Source organism: Anaerolactibacter massiliensis (genome assembly GCF_900290205.1).
GTDB lineage: Bacteria > Bacillota_I > Bacilli_A > Erysipelotrichales > Erysipelotrichaceae > Bulleidia > Bulleidia intestinalis.
This window is the reverse complement of sequence record NZ_OLMH01000002.1, coordinates 2,156,177-2,173,473: the sequence shown is the minus strand read 5'-3', so window position 1 is coordinate 2,173,473 and position 17,297 is coordinate 2,156,177. Positions and strand designations below refer to the sequence as shown.

At 49.8% G+C, this 17,297-nt stretch carries 13 protein-coding genes; 6 read left to right on the top strand and 7 right to left on the bottom strand.

What is annotated here, in order from left to right; translation table 11 throughout:
• Nucleotides 1-5: 5 nt before the first annotated feature.
• From asnA to C7E00_RS13870, 4 genes are all read right to left on the bottom strand, one after another.
• On the bottom strand, nt 6-1,016 hold the full coding sequence (asnA, locus tag C7E00_RS13890; protein WP_105304821.1) for an aspartate--ammonia ligase: 1,011 nt from the start codon (nt 1,014-1,016) through the stop codon (nt 6-8).
• A gap of 43 nt (nt 1,017-1,059) precedes the next feature.
• Entirely contained in the window at nt 1,060-2,520 is a 1,461-nt protein-coding gene (abc-f, locus tag C7E00_RS13885) for a ribosomal protection-like ABC-F family protein (protein ID WP_105304820.1), read from the bottom strand.
• Nucleotides 2,521-3,032: 512 nt separating this feature from the next.
• Nucleotides 3,033-3,374: a hypothetical protein gene (locus C7E00_RS13875; RefSeq protein WP_105302609.1), complete on the bottom strand. Its 342-nt coding sequence runs from the start codon at nt 3,372-3,374 to the stop codon at nt 3,033-3,035.
• A complete protein-coding gene (locus C7E00_RS13870; protein ID WP_105304818.1) occupies nt 3,374-4,603 on the bottom strand; it encodes an IS30 family transposase in 1,230 nt (409 codons plus the stop codon). The genes C7E00_RS13875 and C7E00_RS13870 overlap by 1 nt, the downstream gene beginning before the upstream one ends.
• A 258-nt stretch (nt 4,604-4,861) precedes the next feature.
• Between C7E00_RS13870 and C7E00_RS13865 the strand changes: the two genes are divergently transcribed.
• The 3 genes from C7E00_RS13865 (at nt 4,862) to C7E00_RS13855 (ending at nt 8,609) form a co-directional block, all read left to right on the top strand.
• Nucleotides 4,862-6,343 (top strand): IS1182 family transposase, encoded by a 1,482-nt coding sequence (locus C7E00_RS13865; protein WP_105304817.1) that lies wholly within the window; start codon nt 4,862-4,864, stop codon nt 6,341-6,343.
• A gap of 431 nt (nt 6,344-6,774) precedes the next feature.
• Nucleotides 6,775-7,359 carry a TetR/AcrR family transcriptional regulator gene (locus C7E00_RS13860; protein WP_167836614.1) on the top strand — a complete coding sequence of 195 codons (585 nt, stop codon included), beginning with the start codon at nt 6,775-6,777 and terminating at the stop codon, nt 7,357-7,359.
• Between the two features lie 5 nt (nt 7,360-7,364).
• On the top strand, nt 7,365-8,609 hold the full coding sequence (locus tag C7E00_RS13855; protein ID WP_105304815.1) for a cation:proton antiporter: 1,245 nt from the start codon (nt 7,365-7,367) through the stop codon (nt 8,607-8,609).
• Nucleotides 8,610-8,652: 43 nt separating this feature from the next.
• Here C7E00_RS13855 and C7E00_RS13850 read toward each other — a convergent pair whose 3' ends face one another.
• The 3 genes from C7E00_RS13850 to C7E00_RS13840 form a co-directional block, all read right to left on the bottom strand.
• Nucleotides 8,653-9,957: an MFS transporter gene (locus C7E00_RS13850; RefSeq protein WP_105304814.1), complete on the bottom strand. Its 1,305-nt coding sequence runs from the start codon at nt 9,955-9,957 to the stop codon at nt 8,653-8,655.
• Nucleotides 9,958-10,113: 156 nt separating this feature from the next.
• Nucleotides 10,114-11,961 (bottom strand): ABC transporter ATP-binding protein, encoded by a 1,848-nt coding sequence (locus C7E00_RS13845; RefSeq protein WP_105304813.1) that lies wholly within the window; start codon nt 11,959-11,961, stop codon nt 10,114-10,116.
• On the bottom strand, nt 11,958-14,135 hold the full coding sequence (locus C7E00_RS13840; protein WP_105304812.1) for an ABC transporter ATP-binding protein: 2,178 nt from the start codon (nt 14,133-14,135) through the stop codon (nt 11,958-11,960). The genes C7E00_RS13845 and C7E00_RS13840 overlap by 4 nt, the downstream gene beginning before the upstream one ends.
• A 90-nt stretch (nt 14,136-14,225) precedes the next feature.
• Between C7E00_RS13840 and C7E00_RS13835 the strand changes: the two genes are divergently transcribed.
• From C7E00_RS13835 to purF, 3 genes are all read left to right on the top strand, one after another.
• On the top strand, nt 14,226-14,822 hold the full coding sequence (locus tag C7E00_RS13835) for a TetR/AcrR family transcriptional regulator (protein WP_167836613.1): 597 nt from the start codon (nt 14,226-14,228) through the stop codon (nt 14,820-14,822).
• A gap of 539 nt (nt 14,823-15,361) precedes the next feature.
• Nucleotides 15,362-15,859 (top strand): 5-(carboxyamino)imidazole ribonucleotide mutase, encoded by a 498-nt coding sequence (purE, locus tag C7E00_RS13830; protein WP_105304810.1) that lies wholly within the window; start codon nt 15,362-15,364, stop codon nt 15,857-15,859.
• Nucleotides 15,859-17,295, top strand: a complete 1,437-nt coding sequence (gene purF, locus C7E00_RS13825; RefSeq protein ID WP_105304809.1) for an amidophosphoribosyltransferase — start codon at nt 15,859-15,861, stop codon at nt 17,293-17,295. The genes purE and purF overlap by 1 nt, the downstream gene beginning before the upstream one ends.
• Nucleotides 17,296-17,297: the final 2 nt, after the last annotated feature.

Below are 17,297 nucleotides of genomic sequence, written 5' to 3'. Positions count from 1 at the left end.
CCTTTCTAGAGAAGAGGAATATGATGTGATTCGCATTCTGCGATCATCTCATCCGGCCAGATCGATGCCTGCACTTCTCCGACATGTGCCTTGTTCAGCAATAACATACATAGTCTTGACTGACCGATGCCGCCGCCGATGGTATAAGGCAGTTCCTGGTTCAGAATCATCTTGTGGTACGGAAGAGACAATCTGCCTTCGCAATGAGCAGCCTTGCACTGTTCCTGGATGGAATTCTCATCGACGCGGATGCCCATGCTGGAAATCTCAATGGCTCTGGAAAGACTCGGAAGCCAGAAGAGCAGATCACCATTCAGGTTCCAGTCATCATAGTCCGGAGCTCTGCCGTCATGCGGATGATGGCTGCGTTTCAGCGGCCAGCCGATCTTCGAGATGAAGACGCATTTCTTATCACGGACGATTGCGTTTTCGCGGTCTTTGACAGAAAGGTCAGGGTAGAGGTCTTCCAGTTCCTGGCTGGTGATGAAGAATACCTCATCTGCCAGGTGGCATACTGCTTCCGGATACTTGTACCAGACTTCATGTTCCATGTGCTTGATGACTTTGAAGATCTGCTTCACGACCGTTTCCAGAGTTTCTTCGGTACGTTCTTCTTTCGTGATGACTTTCTCCCAGTCCCACTGGTCCACATAGCATGAATGGAGGTTGTCCAGAATCTCATCACGGCGGATGGCGTTCATGTTGGTATAGAGGCCTTCATGGACATTGAAGCCGTATTTCTTCAGGGCATACCGCTTCCACTTGGCCAGGGACTGCACGACTTCAATGCGTTCTCCCGGCATTTCCTGCAGGTCGAAGGAGACCGGCCGTTCAATGCCATTGAGATCATCGTTCAGACCGCTTTTCTTCGTGACGAAGAGCGGGGCGCTGATGCGGGAAAGAGATAATTCCTTTCCGAATTCTTTCTGGAAGGTATCACGGATATATTTGATGGCTTCCTGAGTTTCCCGGACCGAAAGGACCGGATCATAATTTCTCGGACAGATCAGATTCATATCATTCTCCTATGTTTCCTAGATTCTACCATAAGGACCGGAATCAGAAGCGGATGATTCCGGTTCTGATCTTTTCGGAGAAGTACTGATCATGTTCGGCAAATATGATGGTCGGGCTCCAGGTGAGAATCAGATCTTCGATCTGTTCTCTTGATTCGATATCGAGATAGTTCATCGGTTCATCCCATAAGAGCAGATGAGCAGACTGAGACAGACTTCCGGCCAGCTGGACTTTCTTCTTCTGTCCTTCGCTGCACTCTTCCAGAGGACGGTCGAACTGCTCCCTGGAAAAGCCGAGCTTGCGCAGGATGGCAAGGAAGAGGGAAATATCGATCTTCAGATGATCGGCATAGCTTCTGAGATTTCCCTGCATGAATGAACTGTCCTGGAAGATCATGGAACACTTCAGTCCTGCTCCGAGATGGATGGTTCCTTCCGTACGGATATCCTGGCCGTTCATGAGCTTCAGCAATGTGGTCTTCCCGCAGCCGTTCTTTCCGTACAGCTGAATCCGGTCGCCTGGATGAATGGAGAAGTTCAGGTCTTCTTTGATGCAGACCTCTCCGTAATAGAGCGAAAGATGCTGGGCATAGACCATGACCGAAGAATGCCAGGCAGGCTGAATGAGCTTCAGGGATTCGCTTTCCTCAATATCCTTCAGCAGACCTTCTTTCTCGGTGATCGCATTCTTCCGGCGCCGTTCGATGTTCTTCGAGCGCTGCATCATCTTTGCCGCCATATGGCCTACATAGCCTTTATCGCCAGCGCCGATCTTGGACTTCTCGACCTGATCGGACCATTTTGCAGTACGCTGCTGGCCTTCTTCCAGCCGGCGGATCTCCGAGTGCAGCCTGGCATTCTGTTTGATCTCCAGCTGATCTCTGGCGGTTTTCTCTTTCCGCCATATGGAATAGCTGCCCTGCATGACTTCAATGCCGGTCTTGTTCATGGCCATGGTATGGTCGGTGCAGGCATCCAGGAATGCACGATCATGAGAGACCAGGATGAATCCTTTCTTGCGGTTCAGATAAGCGGCAGCAGCTGCTCTTCCGGTTTCATCGAGGTGATTGGTCGGCTCATCAATCAGCAGGAACGCATTCTCCTTCAGAAACATTGCGGCTAACAGTACTTTGGTCTGCTCTCCGCCAGAGAGAGAAGAAAATGGCATCCAGAGAATGCTGTCATCAGCTTTCAAGAGAGACAGTTCGCGTTCCATCTCCCACTGCTCGGCAGATGGGGCAATCTCATTGACGATATGTATGGATAGATCCTCAGTGTCTTTTACCTCATAGGGAAAATACTCAAACCTGCAGACAGACTGGATGGATCCGGTATAGGGATATTCGTGCATCATCAGTTTCAGCAGCGTGGTCTTTCCGCGGCCGTTGCGGCCGATCAGACCGAGTTTCCAGTCACTGTCCAGGCGCAGGTTCAGATGATCAAATACAGGCTCATAGGAGCCTTCATAAGTAAAGCTGAGATCGTGAATCACAATTTCAGACATCGGGTTCTCCTTTCTTCATGAAAAAAACGGAATGCAGAAAATGACTGCATTCCGTTCATGCGTAAGAGAACTTACCGAGAAGAAACGAATCATTTCTGCGCGCATGACGAAACCGATGACAGATTTTATCATGCTGATTAACGGCAGAAATGCATTCTCATCTTCTCACCCCTTCCTGGTTCTTTCTGGCATCATATCATGTCCCCGATCTCCTGTGAACAGAAGGTGAATTGAAAAACTGAACGCAAGTTTTACGAAGTTATCGCAAGCTGTGTGTGACAAGGAATAGTGAGAGACCGGTTCTGAAGTAATTCCGGTCTCTTTTCTATGGATTTTCTGCCTGAAATGATAGGAAAAGTGTTCAAATACGTTACAATTTAAGCGCAGTAAAACCTGCCCTGCTGTGCCGATAAAATTCAGACACGGTCAGCGCAACGGGGAATAATGACGGATGCTCAGCCAGAACCTGCCATGATTTCAGTGCTTAGTGATTGGTGGTGCCGGTCAGATGATTATGAGGGAATCTCATACTTCATCGGTAGAATACGGTTATAAATCTTCTTGTACCGAGGACGTTTCTTCTTTGGATAAACGGAGTAGAAGAGATCATGATCCCTGAGAAACGAGAAGCTGACGTATTCGAGATCGAGAACCTGCGGATCAGGAAGAGGATCTACAAGAGCGAAAAAGCAGCCGCTCTCTCTGTGCCAGCTCATGATGTAAAAGTCGATATGAGCGGTGCAGTCCTGGATGTAGATGCTAACAAGAGATTCCTTCTCGTCTCCAGGCAATTCCTGCGGAGCATTCGTCATTATGACTTTGGTGATCTCAGGAAGGCTTACGGTGTATTTCATTACTCGATGCCTTCCTTTCTTCTGGAGTCACGATAAATTCTGACAAGGGAAGGGTCCAGAATTACATCCTTTCCCTGGATCTGATGAATGCGGAAACACTTTTCCGCAATGTCATCGCCATAGGCAAACGAGAACATTTCATAGGGAGTGTGGTCATTCAGCTTCTTCCTGCGCAGCGAATTTGTATGACTGAACGCAAGATCGAAGAAATCCTGGTCCAGATCATTGAATGAATGTCCCTTCGGAATGATTCTGCGGAAGACGGAATGCGTATTCTCACAGTTAGGCTTCTGGTATGGAGCACCAGGATCGCAGTAGAACACATAGACACCGAACTTCTCAATTTCTGACGGATTGGAAAATTCTGATCCATTATCCAGAAGCCATACAGCTGGCATCACTTTCTGGAATAGTTCCGCACCAAGAGATTCATACAGATGATTGACAATTGATGTAACAGATGCCGAATTGTTATGGTCTCTGAGAAAGGCAATCTGGAAGTCCCAGTTCGCCCATGTAAGTGTCAGAATGCATTTTCCTCCCTTTTTTCCTTCTACGCTGTCACCCTGCAGAACAGAAAAATCCGGGTGTTCTTCCATGAATTTCAGATAGTCTTCATAGGTTCTTCCGATCCGGCACTTCTTGTCAACTTTGACGATCTGTGCCTTTTTACTGCGAGGCTTCATGCGCACGGCACGGGGAAGATCAATCGGTCTTGCGGAGATCAGACCCTGATTGATCAGATTGTAGGCCTGCTTTTCGCTGATGGTGAAAACGTCCGGCTCATCGACAAAGATATGATGGACTGACTGCCCCATTTTCAGACGATCTGATAGAAGAGTATCAATCTCCTTCACCTCGTCCTCGGTCAATGTGAGACCAGAACGAGACTCCTTGCGGATTTCTCTGGCTTTCTTGTCCGCTTGATCGGCATAATACATGTACTTTTTCAGAGGACAGTACTTCTTCTTTATGCACTGATTGCATACATATGGCGGTGAATCCAGCTTCCTGCAGACTTCTTCTCCGTAGCTGCTGCATGCCTGATTGCAGTTCTGTTTTCTGCAATGATTGCATTTCTTGTCTCTGCAGATACCTGACTGACCAGGACAGATTCCGGATATTGAACAATCCCGGCGATGAATACATCTGTTGGTATGTCCGACTCCGTAAGTGTTTACGAGCGTGCGATACTGCTTTACTTCTCTGCCAACAGAAGAAGCAGACATTCCGAGTTCATCAGCTATTTTTGCAAAGGAAAGACCATCAGAGAGAGAGGCTGCTGAAAAAGTGCGGTTATCGAATAACCGATTATGCCTCACCCATTAACCTATGAGCTGCTTGGACACGGATATCCAATTCAGAGCGATTAGCGCGTAATCTGAATCAATGCGATGATTATGCGCTTTTTCTTCATGTTTTGATTGAAACACATGCATGCATGGCGTATAATATAACTATACTCCGGAGGTGTCTTTATGCTAAGAATGATTGATATGCCCCAGTTGGATCTTGGCTCTTATAACGGGCTTTACGATATTCTGATCCCTGCAGATAACTTCTGGCGCCAGATGAACGAAAATGTTGACTTCTCTTTCGTCGCAAAGGAAGTTCAGAAGAACTACAGCATCTGCCTGGGAAGAACCGCAGCCGATCCGGTACTGCTGTTCAAATATCTGCTTCTTAAGACCGCACGCAAGCTCAGTGATCGTGATCTGATTGAAAGAGTCCGGTATGATATGGAAATGAAATACTTTCTGGGCTATAGGCCTGAGGAAACTGAATTCATTGATCCGAGCCTGCTTACCAAATTCCGCAGAACCAGACTCAAGGATACCGACCTGCTGGATGTGCTGATTGGCAAGACTGTTGAAATCGGGAAGAAGAAAGGAGTCATTCATGATCATGAAAAGATCATCGTCGATTCCACTCATACCAATGCACTCTACCAGCATATTTCTCCGCGTGAGGAACTGATCAGGCGAGCAAAGGAACTGAGAAAGTCTGTATATGCAGCGGATGAAACCATGAAGGACAGAATGCCGAAGAAGCGGGAAAGCAGCGGTCTTCTGGAGGATGAAATCGAATACTGCAAGGAATTGCTGGATCTGATCGCTTCAGATGAACGGCTTCAGAAGATACCGGATATCCAGGAACGTCTCAATTACCTGAAAGAAGGAGTGGAAGACACGAGTGAACAGTTTGAATTCTCCAGAGATCCGGATGCGAAAGTGGGGCACAAAACTGCAGACACTTCCTTCTTCGGGTATAAGACGCATATTGCCATGACCACGGACAGAGTCATTGTGAGTGCGGCAGTGACAACCGGAGAGAAACATGACGGCAAGCAGGCTGCAGATCTGATTGAGAAAGCAGAAGACGCAGGAGTAACCGTGGACGCTCTGATTGGTGATGGTGCATATTCCGAGAAAGACAATATTGAATACACCTCAGAAAAAGGAATCAAGCTGGCATCAAAGCTGAGTGAGAATGTGCTGCATGGAAGCCGGGAGAAAGAGTTTGAGTTCAACAAGGATGCCGGGATGTATGTATGCCCGGCAGGACATATGGCAGTCAGAAAAAGCAAAGGCGGTCAGGAGAAAGCAGCGAATGGTTCTGATACAAAAGTAGTTACCTATTTCTTCGATGTAGAGAAATGCAGAAACTGTCCTTTGCGAAACGGCTGTTACAAGGAAGGCGCGAAGTCAAAAACCTACTCGGTAAAGATCAAATCAGATACGCATATTGCTCAGATGGATTACATGAAGTCAGATGAATTCAGAGAACTATATGCTGAGCGATACAAAATCGAGGCTAAGAATGCGGAACTGAAGCAGACCCTCGATTATGGAAATGCCCATGCGTGCGGAATGAACGGAATGACGATACAGGCAGCAGTATCGATCTTTCTTGTGAACCTGAAGAGGATAAAAACACTTGAAACCAGCGTTAAGGGGGGCACCAGATAAGGAATAATCCTTTATGATCCTCACGATATTCCACTGAAAAGAAGAAAATCCTGGCCAGTATCAGACCCGGTCAGGATTCTTATCCAAAATTCTGTTTACAACCTCTACTTTGTCAGCAGCCTCTCAGAGAGATTCTTCTGAAGCGTAATACGCTTATCCAGATCAAAACGACGATAAGCTGCCATAGACAGTTCCTCCAGTTCTATCGTTAGATGGCAGTAATCTGGCTGATATCTAAATGTTAAAGGAAGAACCGTTTCAGATCTACTTAATGCAAGCCCTTTATAACTTCTTGTTCAGACATACTTAATGCAATACTGGGGTTGCGTTAACTTTTACAAGTGAAGCCTGTGAACAGAATTGCAGAAAAGCCTATTGACCACATGGTCGAAAAAGCATATAACAATTCTCGTGTGCAGGAGGTGCATGAGATGAAACGGGAAGAAAAGAATCAGCAGACTCGTTCGAAAATCGTGAACGGGGCAATCCGGGAATTCTCAGAACATGGCTTCGAGGCAGGCTCCCTGAATGTCATCTGCGAAGAGCAGGGAATCTCCAAAGGGATCATCTACCACTACTTTCCCTCCAAGGAGATGCTGTACCTCGAATGCATCCGGACTTGTCAGCAGGAGATGATCCGGTATCTGAATGAACATCTGCAGAATCAGGAAGGAAATCTTCTGAAGGAGTACTTTGAATGCAGAAACGAATACTACAAGCTTCATCCCGATGATGCACGTCTGTTTGAGAGCGCAGTTCTGTTTCCGCCGGAAGAAGTGAAAACAGAAATCAGGGAAACCTGGAATGCTTTTGATGAAAGAAGAAAGCAGCTGATCCGCAATGCGGTCAGACAGATTCCGCTGCGAGAGGAACTGTCAGAGGAAGAAGTTGTGAATCTGATCCTGAAGTTCCTGGATGATCGGAATGCAAGGCATCTGAGCGAGAAAGAAACCAGTTCTGAGAAAGAAGAAGATTTGGCATTGGATATATTTCTGAATGGAATCAGGAAGAGGTGAATGAAATGGTAATCTTGAAATGGATTGCGGGAATTGCAGCTGCGTTCCTGATAGGAAAACTGGTAAAGAAGATCAAGCTTCCGGAAATTCTCGGATGGCTGATTGCGGGAATGATTCTGGGACCGAATGCAGCAGGTGTTCTGCCGCAGACCTTGCTGGATTCCAGCTGGTATAAAGTCATCATCAGCTGGATGCAGTGCTCGTTCGGCATCATGCTCGGAACAGAACTGATCTGGAGAAAGCTGAAGTCTTATGGCAAGGCTCTGGTGCTGACCACGCTGACGCAGTCATTGGGAACGTTTGCGGTCGTGACGCTGGTATTCGGAATCATTTTCCATTTCTCCGGAATTCCGGTGTATCTGGCAGCAGCGTTCGGAGGAATTGCCTTAGCAACTGCTCCGGCACCGGCACTTTCGATTGTCCAGGAATTCCAAACCAAGGGTCCGGTCACCGATACGCTTCTGCCGATGGCAGTGCTGGATGATGTGGTCGGAATTGTCGTGTTCTTCACGGTAGATTCCATCATCACGAGAGCAGTATCCGGCGGAACAGTTCCGCTGTATATGATTCCGGTCATGATTTTCCTGCCGATTCTGATCGGCGTTGCAATCGGTTTTCTGCTTTCTGCCCCTCTGAAGAAGGACGGAAAGAAGGCGGAAACACTCGTAACCATTCTGATCGGCGTGACACTCTGCACGGCCATCGGGTATTTCTTCAATACCGCTGTGCTGAAGAATATCACGATCAATTACATGCTGATCGGAGTTTCGTTCTCCACGGTATTCTCGAACCTGGTTTCTGAGGAACGCCTGAATCAGATCGCGGAATGGTATCATCCGATTCTGCAGCTCAGTCTGATCGTTGCGATTGTGGATCTCGGCGCGCCGCTGGATTATCACCTGATTGCAGGTGCTGGTCTCTATACCTTTGTCTATATCGCCGCAAGGGCTGCCGGGAAGTATTTCGGTGCCCGCTTCGGAGCAAAGGCTACGCATCTGCCGGAGACGGTACAGAAGTATCTCGGGCTGACGCTGCTGCCGCACTCTGGCGTATCGCTGGTATTCACCGGCATCATCTGTGCAGTGCTGGAACCAGTCAGACCGGATCTTGCTTCAATCGTCAAAGGAACGATTGCTGCAGCTGCGGTCATCAATGAAATCATCGCCGTGCTGGCCGCAAGAAAAGGATTCGAGCTTGCTGGCGAGATTCCGGAAGAGCCGGAGAACCTTGAAACAAAATACGCACATTGATTCTGAAAGCGGGATTGCTCATATTCATCAGTCCTCCTTTTCATTATGAAGATGATTTCTGCACGAATAGTTTCTTTGCCGGGATCAGGATCAGAAGACTGATCAGCGCGGAGGCAGTGAACAATGCAGGTACCGGGAGAGAGACCAGCTCTCCATAGGAGTTGATATAGGTGCCTGCATCAGAATGATCAATCAGGAATGTTCCGATGTAAGGCCCTATCAGCATCGGCAGCAGCACATAGGCAAGCAGCCGGATGCCCTGGAACATGCCGACATGATCGATCGGCGTATAGTCTCTGACTGCACTCATGAATACGACTGATACCGCAGCGTATCCGGTCATCATGATCGTTCCGGCAATGACGAATAAGACCGGCTCACGCATCAGTGATGCCAGCAGCAGTCCGCCGGCATATAGGAAGATGGCAGTGCGGAAGACTTTGTCCTTTCCTTTCTGATCCGTGATCTTGCCGATGAGAACGGACATGACGGAGGCAAGGATGATGACAATGGCCATGACCATGGAATAGGTGATCGTATCAAAGCCGAGCGTGTACTGCAGGTAGATCAGCAGATACGGCATGAAGACCTGCACGGAGATATTGAAGATGCACATGGCTGCAAGGGTCAGATAGAACTTCGGGTTCTTCCGGATCACGGAAGGACGGAATCCGTAGCATACGCTTTCCAGAAAGGAAAGAGACTCTTTCGAAGAAACTGTCTTCGAGTCTTTGACAAACTTCAGGCCGAGCAGACCGCAGAGCGTGACGACACCTCCGACGGCTAAGAAGAATCCTGGCCATCCGATCGTTTCGGTGAGGATGCCGGACCCGCCTGCTACCACCAGCATAGCGAGCATCGGAAATACATTCAGCACGCCTTCTACCGAAGCTCGGTTCGTCTCATCAGTAGATTCAGTGACCCATGCGTTGAAGCTTGCATCATTGGCAACAGAGCCGAAGAACGACATGATGCAGTCGAGCAGGATCACGAAGAACACAGTCCGGCTCAGCACCTCGGCGGCAGAAAGAGAAGGCCATAAGGCAGCCGTATGTTCTCTGGAGATTGCCGCAAAGGCAATGGTCATGAGCCCCCAGATCACGTATCCCCAGCATAAGAAGCGCTTGCGGTGTCCTGCCTTGTCGCTGAGAATGCCCATGATCAGAGTCGTGATGGTCGAGATAATTGCAGACCATGCGACCATGTCGGCGATATCATGCGTGCTCCCGCCGATTTCATTGAACAGAAAGACATTGAATTCCATGTTCTCCACCGACCAGGCAATCTGGCCGATGAAGCCGAAAAGGATGATGGTTGCCCACGTGCTTCTGGATAATCTGGTTTTCATGATTTCCTCCGGATACTGCTTCTGATTCCATTGTAATGCAGGAATAATGAAGTAGATCAGATTTCAGAAGGATGCTGCAGCCAGACAGAGATCATTCAGGTTCTGGCAGCAAGGGGAATAAAGGACAGCTATTCGGAATAGTCTGTCCTTTCAGTATCAGGATTCTTCGAATTGTGCGTTGTAGAGCTTTGCGTAGAATCCGTTCTTTTCCAGAAGTTCTTCATGCTTGCCGGCTTCGACAATGTCGCCATGATCCATGACCAGGATCAGATCGGCATTGCGGATCGTAGAAAGGCGATGGGCAATGACGAAGCTGGTCCTTCCTTTCATCAGGTTCTCCATACCTTTCTGGATCAGGATCTCAGTTCTGGTATCGACGGAAGAAGTTGCTTCATCGAGAATCAGAATCTTAGGATCGGCGAGAAAGGCTCTGGCAATTGTCAGCAATTGTTTCTGGCCTTGGGAGATATTTGTGGTTTCTTCGTTGATTTCAGTTTCATAGCCGCTCTCGAGCGTGCGGATGAAGTGGTCGACATAGGCTGCATCTGCTGCTCTGACGACTTCTTCATCGGTGGCGTCTGGTCTTCCGTAGCGGATGTTTTCCATGATGGTTCCGGTATGAAGCCATGCATCCTGAAGCACCATGCCGAAGCAGTCTCGCAGGTCTTTCCTGGTCAGATCTCTGGTGTTGATGCCGTCAATATAGATGCTTCCGCTGTTAAGCTCATAGAAGCGCATCAGCAGCTTTACGATCGTAGTCTTCCCGGCTCCGGTCGGACCGACAATAGCAATCTGCTGACCGGCATGGATATAGGCGCTGAAGTTGTGGATGACAATCTTATCCGGTTCATAGCCGAAGGAGACATTCTCGAAGCAGACATCACCTCTGATCGTGAGGTTTCCTTTCTCATCGCGGATGGAAACCGGATGAGCAGTATCCGGAAGTGCTTCCGGTTCTTCGAGGAATTCGAAGACACGTTCGGCAGCAGCTGCCGTTGACTGCATGACGTTCATGATCTGTGCAGTCTGAGTGATTGGCTGATTGAAGCTTCTGACATACTGGATGAAGGCCTGGATGTCACCGATGGCAAGACCGTCATGAATGGCCAGATAGCCGCCGAGGATGCACACGCCGACATAGCCGACATTACCGATGAAACTGGTAATAGGCATCATGATACCGGAGATGAACTGGGATTTCCAGGCACTTTCATAGAGGTCTTTGTTCAGCCTGGAGAAAGCAGCGATGGAACGATCCTCGCCATTGAAGGCTTTCATGACGAGATGTCCGCCGTACATTTCTTCAATGTGGCCGTTGACCTGGCCGAGGGTGGATTGCTGGGCGTGGAAGTATTTCTGAGATTTCTTCACGACGAAGGCAGCTAAGATCCCGGAGATCGGGATCACAACCAGAGCCATCAGTGTCATCTGCCAGGAGATTCTCAGCATCATGTAAAGAATGCCGATGATCGTGACCAGAGAAGTCAGGATCTGCTGGACAGCTTGATTGAGAGACTGGGATACGGTGTCAACATCGTTTGTGACGCGGGAAAGTACTTCGCCATGGGTCTGGCGGTCAAAGTAGTTGAGGGGAAGACGGTTGATCTTCTCGCTGATTTCTTTTCGCAGAGAGTAGGTGGTCTTCTGAGTGACAGTGGCCATCATCCATCCCTGGATATAGCTGAACAGGGCACTTGCAAGGTAGATCAGCAGGAGATTCCGGAGGATCGTGAAGATACCGGCAAAGTCAATCGATCCCTGCTGGGTGTATTTAGCGGCAAGCCCCTCCGCAAGCAGCGTAGTTGCGCTGCCGAGGATCTTCGGACCAATGATCGAGAAGATTGTGGAAGCGATCGCAAAAATACAGATGAAGATCAGCTGGAAGCGGTAGGGCTTCATGTAGCGGAGCAGCCTGCGGATCGTTCCTCTGAAGTCTTTGGCTTTTTCGCCTGAGCCCATATTGCGGCCTGGGCCGTGCATTGGCTGTCTGTTTCTCTGACTCATTCTCCGAGCTCCTTTCTGCTCAGCTGGGAATGTGCGATTTCCTGATAGACCTGGCAGGTCTTCATCAGTTCTGCATGGGTTCCCATGCCGGCCATATGGCCCTGATCCAGGACGATGATCTTGTCTGCGTGCATGATCGTGCTGATGCGCTGAGCGACGATGAATACGGTAGAATGCGTCTTCTCAACCATGGCCGACAATGCTTCGCGGAGCTTTGCATCGGTAGCGTAGTCCAGAGCTGAGAATGTATCATCGAAAATATAGAGATCTGCATTCCGGGTCAGAGCTCGGGCGATGGAAAGGCGCTGCTTCTGGCCGCCGGAGACATTGGTGCCGCCTTCTGCAATCGGTTCTTCGAGCTGATGCGGCATTTTCGAGACGAATTCCTCAGCCTGGGAGACTTTGAGGGCATTCTGGATTGTATCGGGAGAGGCATTCTCATCTGCATATTTCAGATTGGATTCCACAGTTCCTGAGAACAGCACTCCTTTCTGGGGCACATAGCCGATCCGATTGCGGAGTTCTTTCTGAGTGACTTCACGGATATCTGTATTGCCGAAGCGGATGGACCCGGAAGACACATCGAAGAAGCGGGGAATCAGATTGATCAGAGTGGATTTGCCGGAACCGGTAGAACCGATGAAGGCAACGGTTTCGCCTGGCGCAGCATCAAAAGTGATGTCATGGAGCACATCTTCTTCGGCGCCTGGATAGCGGAAGGAAACGTGGTCAAAGGTGACTTTCTGGTTTCCTTCGGGAAGGTGCTTCGGCTGGATGGGATCCTTAATCGAAGGACTCGTTTCAAGTACTTCGAAGATGCGCTTTGCACTGACGCTGGAACGCGGAATCATGATGAAGATCATGGCTACGATCATGAAAGACATCAGTACATGCATTGCATACTGCAGGTACGCCATCATATCGCCGATCTGCATGGTTCCGAGATCTACCTGTTTTGCGCCGAACCAGATGATCAGAATTTCGACCGCACTCATCAGGAAGGTGACGATCGGCATGATCAGCGCCATTGCCCGGTTGACGAAGATGTTGACATCAGTGATGTCTTTGTTGACATCATCAAAACGTTCTTCTTCGATCTTCTGATTGTTGAATGCCCGGATGACCAGCATGCCTGAGAGCTGTTCTCTGGTGACCAGGTTGAGGCGGTCAACCAGTTTCTGGATCAGGCGGAATTTCGGGGTTGTGATCCCGAAGGTGATGAGCATGATGGCAAGGATGACCAGAACGGTCCACCCCAGGATGCCTGCCATGTTCTGGTAGCGCAGAACTTTGACGACGGAGGTGATGCCCATCATCGGTGCCATCAGCACGATTCGCAGCATCATTGTCATGACCTGCTGAATCTGCTGGATATCATTGGTCGTGCGGGTGATCAGAGAAGCTGTGGAGAAAGAACTGAACTCGGCAGAAGAAAAGGATTCCACTTTGGCAAAGACATCTGCACGCATGTTGCGGCAGGCCGCAGTGGCCGTGCGGCTGGAGAGATACGCGGCTCCGATCGCACAGAGCGAGCCGATGGCTGCGATCACTAGCATCCATCCGCCTGTCTTCCAGATGTAGTTGCTCTGCATGGCTTCAACATTCATGCCTAATGCCTGATATTCCTGCTTCATGAGCATGGTTTCAGCAGACTGGAGATTGCTGTCGGAATAGCCGGACAAACGTTCTTCTGCCTGAGTCAGGAACTGCTGACGGACTGTTTCATTCTGTTCCAGCATGGCGAATGCCTGATCGCTGCTGGCAAGACCAAGCTGAGTCAGAAGGTCTGGATTCTCCAGCATAGATACAAATAGGAAGGGCTTTTCGGTAATCGAGCTGAGGTCTTCCGCAGCCGTTCTGACGTAGATGTCTTCCTGCTGGACTGCGGGATATTCTTCTGCATATCCGGCATTGCCAGCTTCAATGTGCTGATAGGATTCCTCAAAAGTTTTCCGGTCTTCTTCGCTCATGAACAGTTCCATATGCGAAAAGACGGATGCCCGCATTGCCTGCGGGCTGGTATCGGTAATGCCGCTGTACTGAATGCCGTTGGTGACGATGTCAGACATATAATCCGGCAGGGCAAGCTCACATTGGACCTGGCCGAATACCAGGGCAATGATTGCGATTACGGACAGCCAGAAGGGCTTCAGATATCGAAGTGCTTTGACCATGACGTTCCTCCTCAGAAAAATCCCGCTTATATTACCACGGTAATATAAATGTGTAAACAAGGTTACATAAATATATTGCGGAGATGCGAAATGTATGCTATAAAAAGGGGCGGCATGAAAGAAGACAACGAAACCAGAAAGAAGATCCGTGACAATGCGCTGCGCCTGTTTCAGGAGAATGGTTATGACGCGGTAACGATCAATGCCATCTGCAAGGCGAGCGGGATTTCTAAGAACACCTTTTATTATTACTATACGGAAAAGAAAGACCTGCTTTTCAGCATCATTCATCCTTCTGAGGAAAGCCGGGTGAATATTATGTATGCGCTGGCCGGGATCAGCAGTCCCTATGACAAGCTGAAGGCGGCATGCAGACAATTTCTGGAGTATCTGCTGTACCTCGGACCGTCGGTGGTGCGAAAGATGCTGGAACTGCATCTGGCAAGTGCCATGGTGATGCAAGGCGACCATCATCCCACAGAGTTCGGGAAGCTGCTGCTGACGTTGTTTCAGCAGGCACAGCAGAATGGTGAGATCCGGAAGGATGTTCCGGCCGAGGAACTGATGCGGGGTGCCTGGTTTCTGATTGCAGGGGTGGTACAGACCTGGGCGGTCAATGAAGGAAAGATGGATCTGGAGGAGACTTACCTGCATCAGTTTGAGATACTCCTGAAACCGCAGGAGTGAAAAACAGACCAGAACCTGCCTGCGGCTGATTGCGTGGAATTCCCTTCCTGGAGTATGATAACGGATTTCATTTATTCATTGATGCTGCTGGTGGTGCCATGCGTTTTCTTCCTGGCAAAAGCGTTCAGGGAAAAAGCGAAAAAGGAAATGCTGGAGTGGCTGGTCCTCACATCAGCACTTCTGGGCTTCCTCATCATGATATACAAAGGCAGATGATCTTCTGCAGTCTGCATCTCAGATGGTTCGTGGATCACTCTCGTGCATAAGAGTGAATATTTGCTTTCCGGAGGAACCGGCTGGATCGGGAGGATTTTGCGCGCTTTACAATTTGTTTTTTATCAGATACTATAGTCCCGTCTTTTAACGGTGTTTCAGAATGCAGAAAGGACTTGGCTATGTACCGTGATTCTGTATCTCTCCATGCGTTTAAGGATCTGGCCTCTGCGGGAGGAAACCGCCCGCGCCGGGAAGGATAAGACTATGATGCCTGTAGACTGGACTGTCTGCAGGCTTTTTTCTGTTTGAAGGAGGACTTGGTTATGAAGAAGGCTGCAGTGATTATGGGGTCGGACAGTGATTTTCCGGTGATGTCGAAAGCGATGAAGACGCTGAAGGATCTCGGGATTCCGTTTGAGGCGCATGTGATGAGTGCTCACCGCACGCCGGAGGAAACTGCGAAGTTCGCGAAGAACGCAGAAGAGAATGGCTTCGGGGTTCTGATCGCAGGGGCAGGGATGAGTGCAGCTCTGGCTGGTTCGCTGGCTGCGAATACGACGCTGCCGGTGATCGGTGTTCCGCTTCGGGGCGGAGCGATGGATGGACTCGATGCTCTGCTCAGTACTTCCATGATGCCAAGCGGTATTCCGGTTGCCTGCGTTGCGATTGATGGGGCAAAGAATGCGGCATATCTTGCGGCAGAGATTCTGGCCCTGTCTGATCCGGCTCTTGCGCATCGGCTGAAGGAAGAGCGTGCTTCGATGGGTGCTTCGGTAGAACAGAAGGACCGGGCACTTCAGGAAAAGGTCAGGGAGCTCTGATGCAGGATCTCATTCGTGAGGAATGCGGTATCTTCGGAATCTATGACCGGGAAGAGAAAGAAGATGTTGCCGGAGATACGTATTACGGACTGTTTGCGCTTCAGCATCGCGGTCAGGAGAGCTGCGGCATTGCGGTGAATGACCGCGGGGTGATCACGGTTCATAAGGGTGTAGGACTTGTCCGGGATGTATTCAGCCGGGAAGAGCTGAGAAAGCTCGGCAAGGGACAGATTGCGATCGGACATACCAGATATTCAACGTTTGGAACAGTGAATCATACGAATGCGCAGCCGCTTCTGTTCCGTCATTATAAAGGCCAGCTGGCGATTGCACATAATGGCAATCTGACCAATGCGGCAGAACTGAGAAAGAAGCTGGAGTTCGGAGGAGCGATCTTCCATACGACGAATGATTCCGAGATCATCGCCTATGAGATTGTCCGTGAACGTCTGCGCCAGCCTTCGATTGAACAGGCAATCGAACGGGCGATGTACAACCTGGAAGGGGCATATTCGTGCGTGCTGACGTCGCCGATGAAGCTGATTGCGTTCCGCGATCGGACCGGGTTCAGGCCATTAGTCATGGGAAGGATGCCGGAGGGCCAGATTCTGTTTGCCAGCGAGACGTGTGCGCTGGATGCGCTGGGAGCGACGTATATCCGGGATCTGGATCCGGGCGAGATCTGCATTGTCGATGAAGATGGGGGCCGTTCTATCCGGACGCACTGCGGTGCTCGGGGGAATCTCTGCGTGTTCGAGTACGTCTATTTTGCCAGACCTGATTCCGTTCTGGAGGGCATGTCCGTGCATGAGGCCAGAAAGAAGGCCGGCAGAATTCTGGCCGAAGAACATCCGGTCGATGCGGATGTCGTGATCGGCGTTCCGGATTCGGGCCTGGATGCGGCGCTTGGCTATGCGGAAAGATCGGGAATTCCGTATGAGATGGGATTCCAGAAGAATCGGTATATTGCCAGAACATTCATCCAGCCGACGCAGGGGCAGCGTGAGAATGCGGTGCGCATGAAGCTGAATGCAGTGTCTTCAGTCGTCAAGGGCAAGCGGGTCGTGATGGTGGATGATTCCATTGTCCGCGGCACGACTTCCGGAAGAATCGTGAAGCTGTTAAGAGATGCCGGAGCGAAGGAAGTACATGTGCGGATCAGTGCTCCGCCGTTCATCAGTCCGTGCTATTACGGAACGGATATTGATTCGAAGGAACATCTGATTGCGTGCCAGATGAGCGAGAACGAGATCTGCAAGGCAATCGGGGCAGATACGCTTGGCTATCTGAGCGTGAAGGGTGTAACGGAAATGGCAGATGGCGCAAGGTGCGGATTCTGCACCGGCTGTTTCACGGAGAAGTATCCGGCAGCGACGCCGTCGTCTGCCGATAAGGATCGTTTCGAGCAGAAGATCGAGAAGAAAAAAGAAGGGTGAGG

Bases quoted from the DNA above. Each gene is read 5' to 3' on its own strand.
- C7E00_RS13850 (WP_105304814.1), bottom strand. From the start codon at position 9,957: ATGAAAACCAGATTATCCAGAAGCACGTGGGCAACCATCATCCTTTTC.
- C7E00_RS13835 (WP_167836613.1), top strand. From the start codon at position 14,226: ATGTATGCTATAAAAAGGGGCGGCATGAAAGAAGACAACGAAACCAGA.
- purE (WP_105304810.1), top strand. From the start codon at position 15,362: ATGAAGAAGGCTGCAGTGATTATGGGGTCGGACAGTGATTTTCCGGTG.
- C7E00_RS13855 (WP_105304815.1), top strand. From the start codon at position 7,365: ATGGTAATCTTGAAATGGATTGCGGGAATTGCAGCTGCGTTCCTGATA.
- C7E00_RS13845 (WP_105304813.1), bottom strand. From the start codon at position 11,961: ATGAGTCAGAGAAACAGACAGCCAATGCACGGCCCAGGCCGCAATATG.
- C7E00_RS13865 (WP_105304817.1), top strand. From the start codon at position 4,862: ATGATTGATATGCCCCAGTTGGATCTTGGCTCTTATAACGGGCTTTAC.
- purF (WP_105304809.1), top strand. From the start codon at position 15,859: ATGCAGGATCTCATTCGTGAGGAATGCGGTATCTTCGGAATCTATGAC.
- C7E00_RS13875 (WP_105302609.1), bottom strand. From the start codon at position 3,374: ATGAAATACACCGTAAGCCTTCCTGAGATCACCAAAGTCATAATGACG.
- abc-f (WP_105304820.1), bottom strand. From the start codon at position 2,520: ATGTCTGAAATTGTGATTCACGATCTCAGCTTTACTTATGAAGGCTCC.
- asnA (WP_105304821.1), bottom strand. From the start codon at position 1,016: ATGAATCTGATCTGTCCGAGAAATTATGATCCGGTCCTTTCGGTCCGG.
- C7E00_RS13860 (WP_167836614.1), top strand. From the start codon at position 6,775: ATGAAACGGGAAGAAAAGAATCAGCAGACTCGTTCGAAAATCGTGAAC.
- C7E00_RS13870 (WP_105304818.1), bottom strand. From the start codon at position 4,603: ATGTCTGCTTCTTCTGTTGGCAGAGAAGTAAAGCAGTATCGCACGCTC.
- C7E00_RS13840 (WP_105304812.1), bottom strand. From the start codon at position 14,135: ATGGTCAAAGCACTTCGATATCTGAAGCCCTTCTGGCTGTCCGTAATC.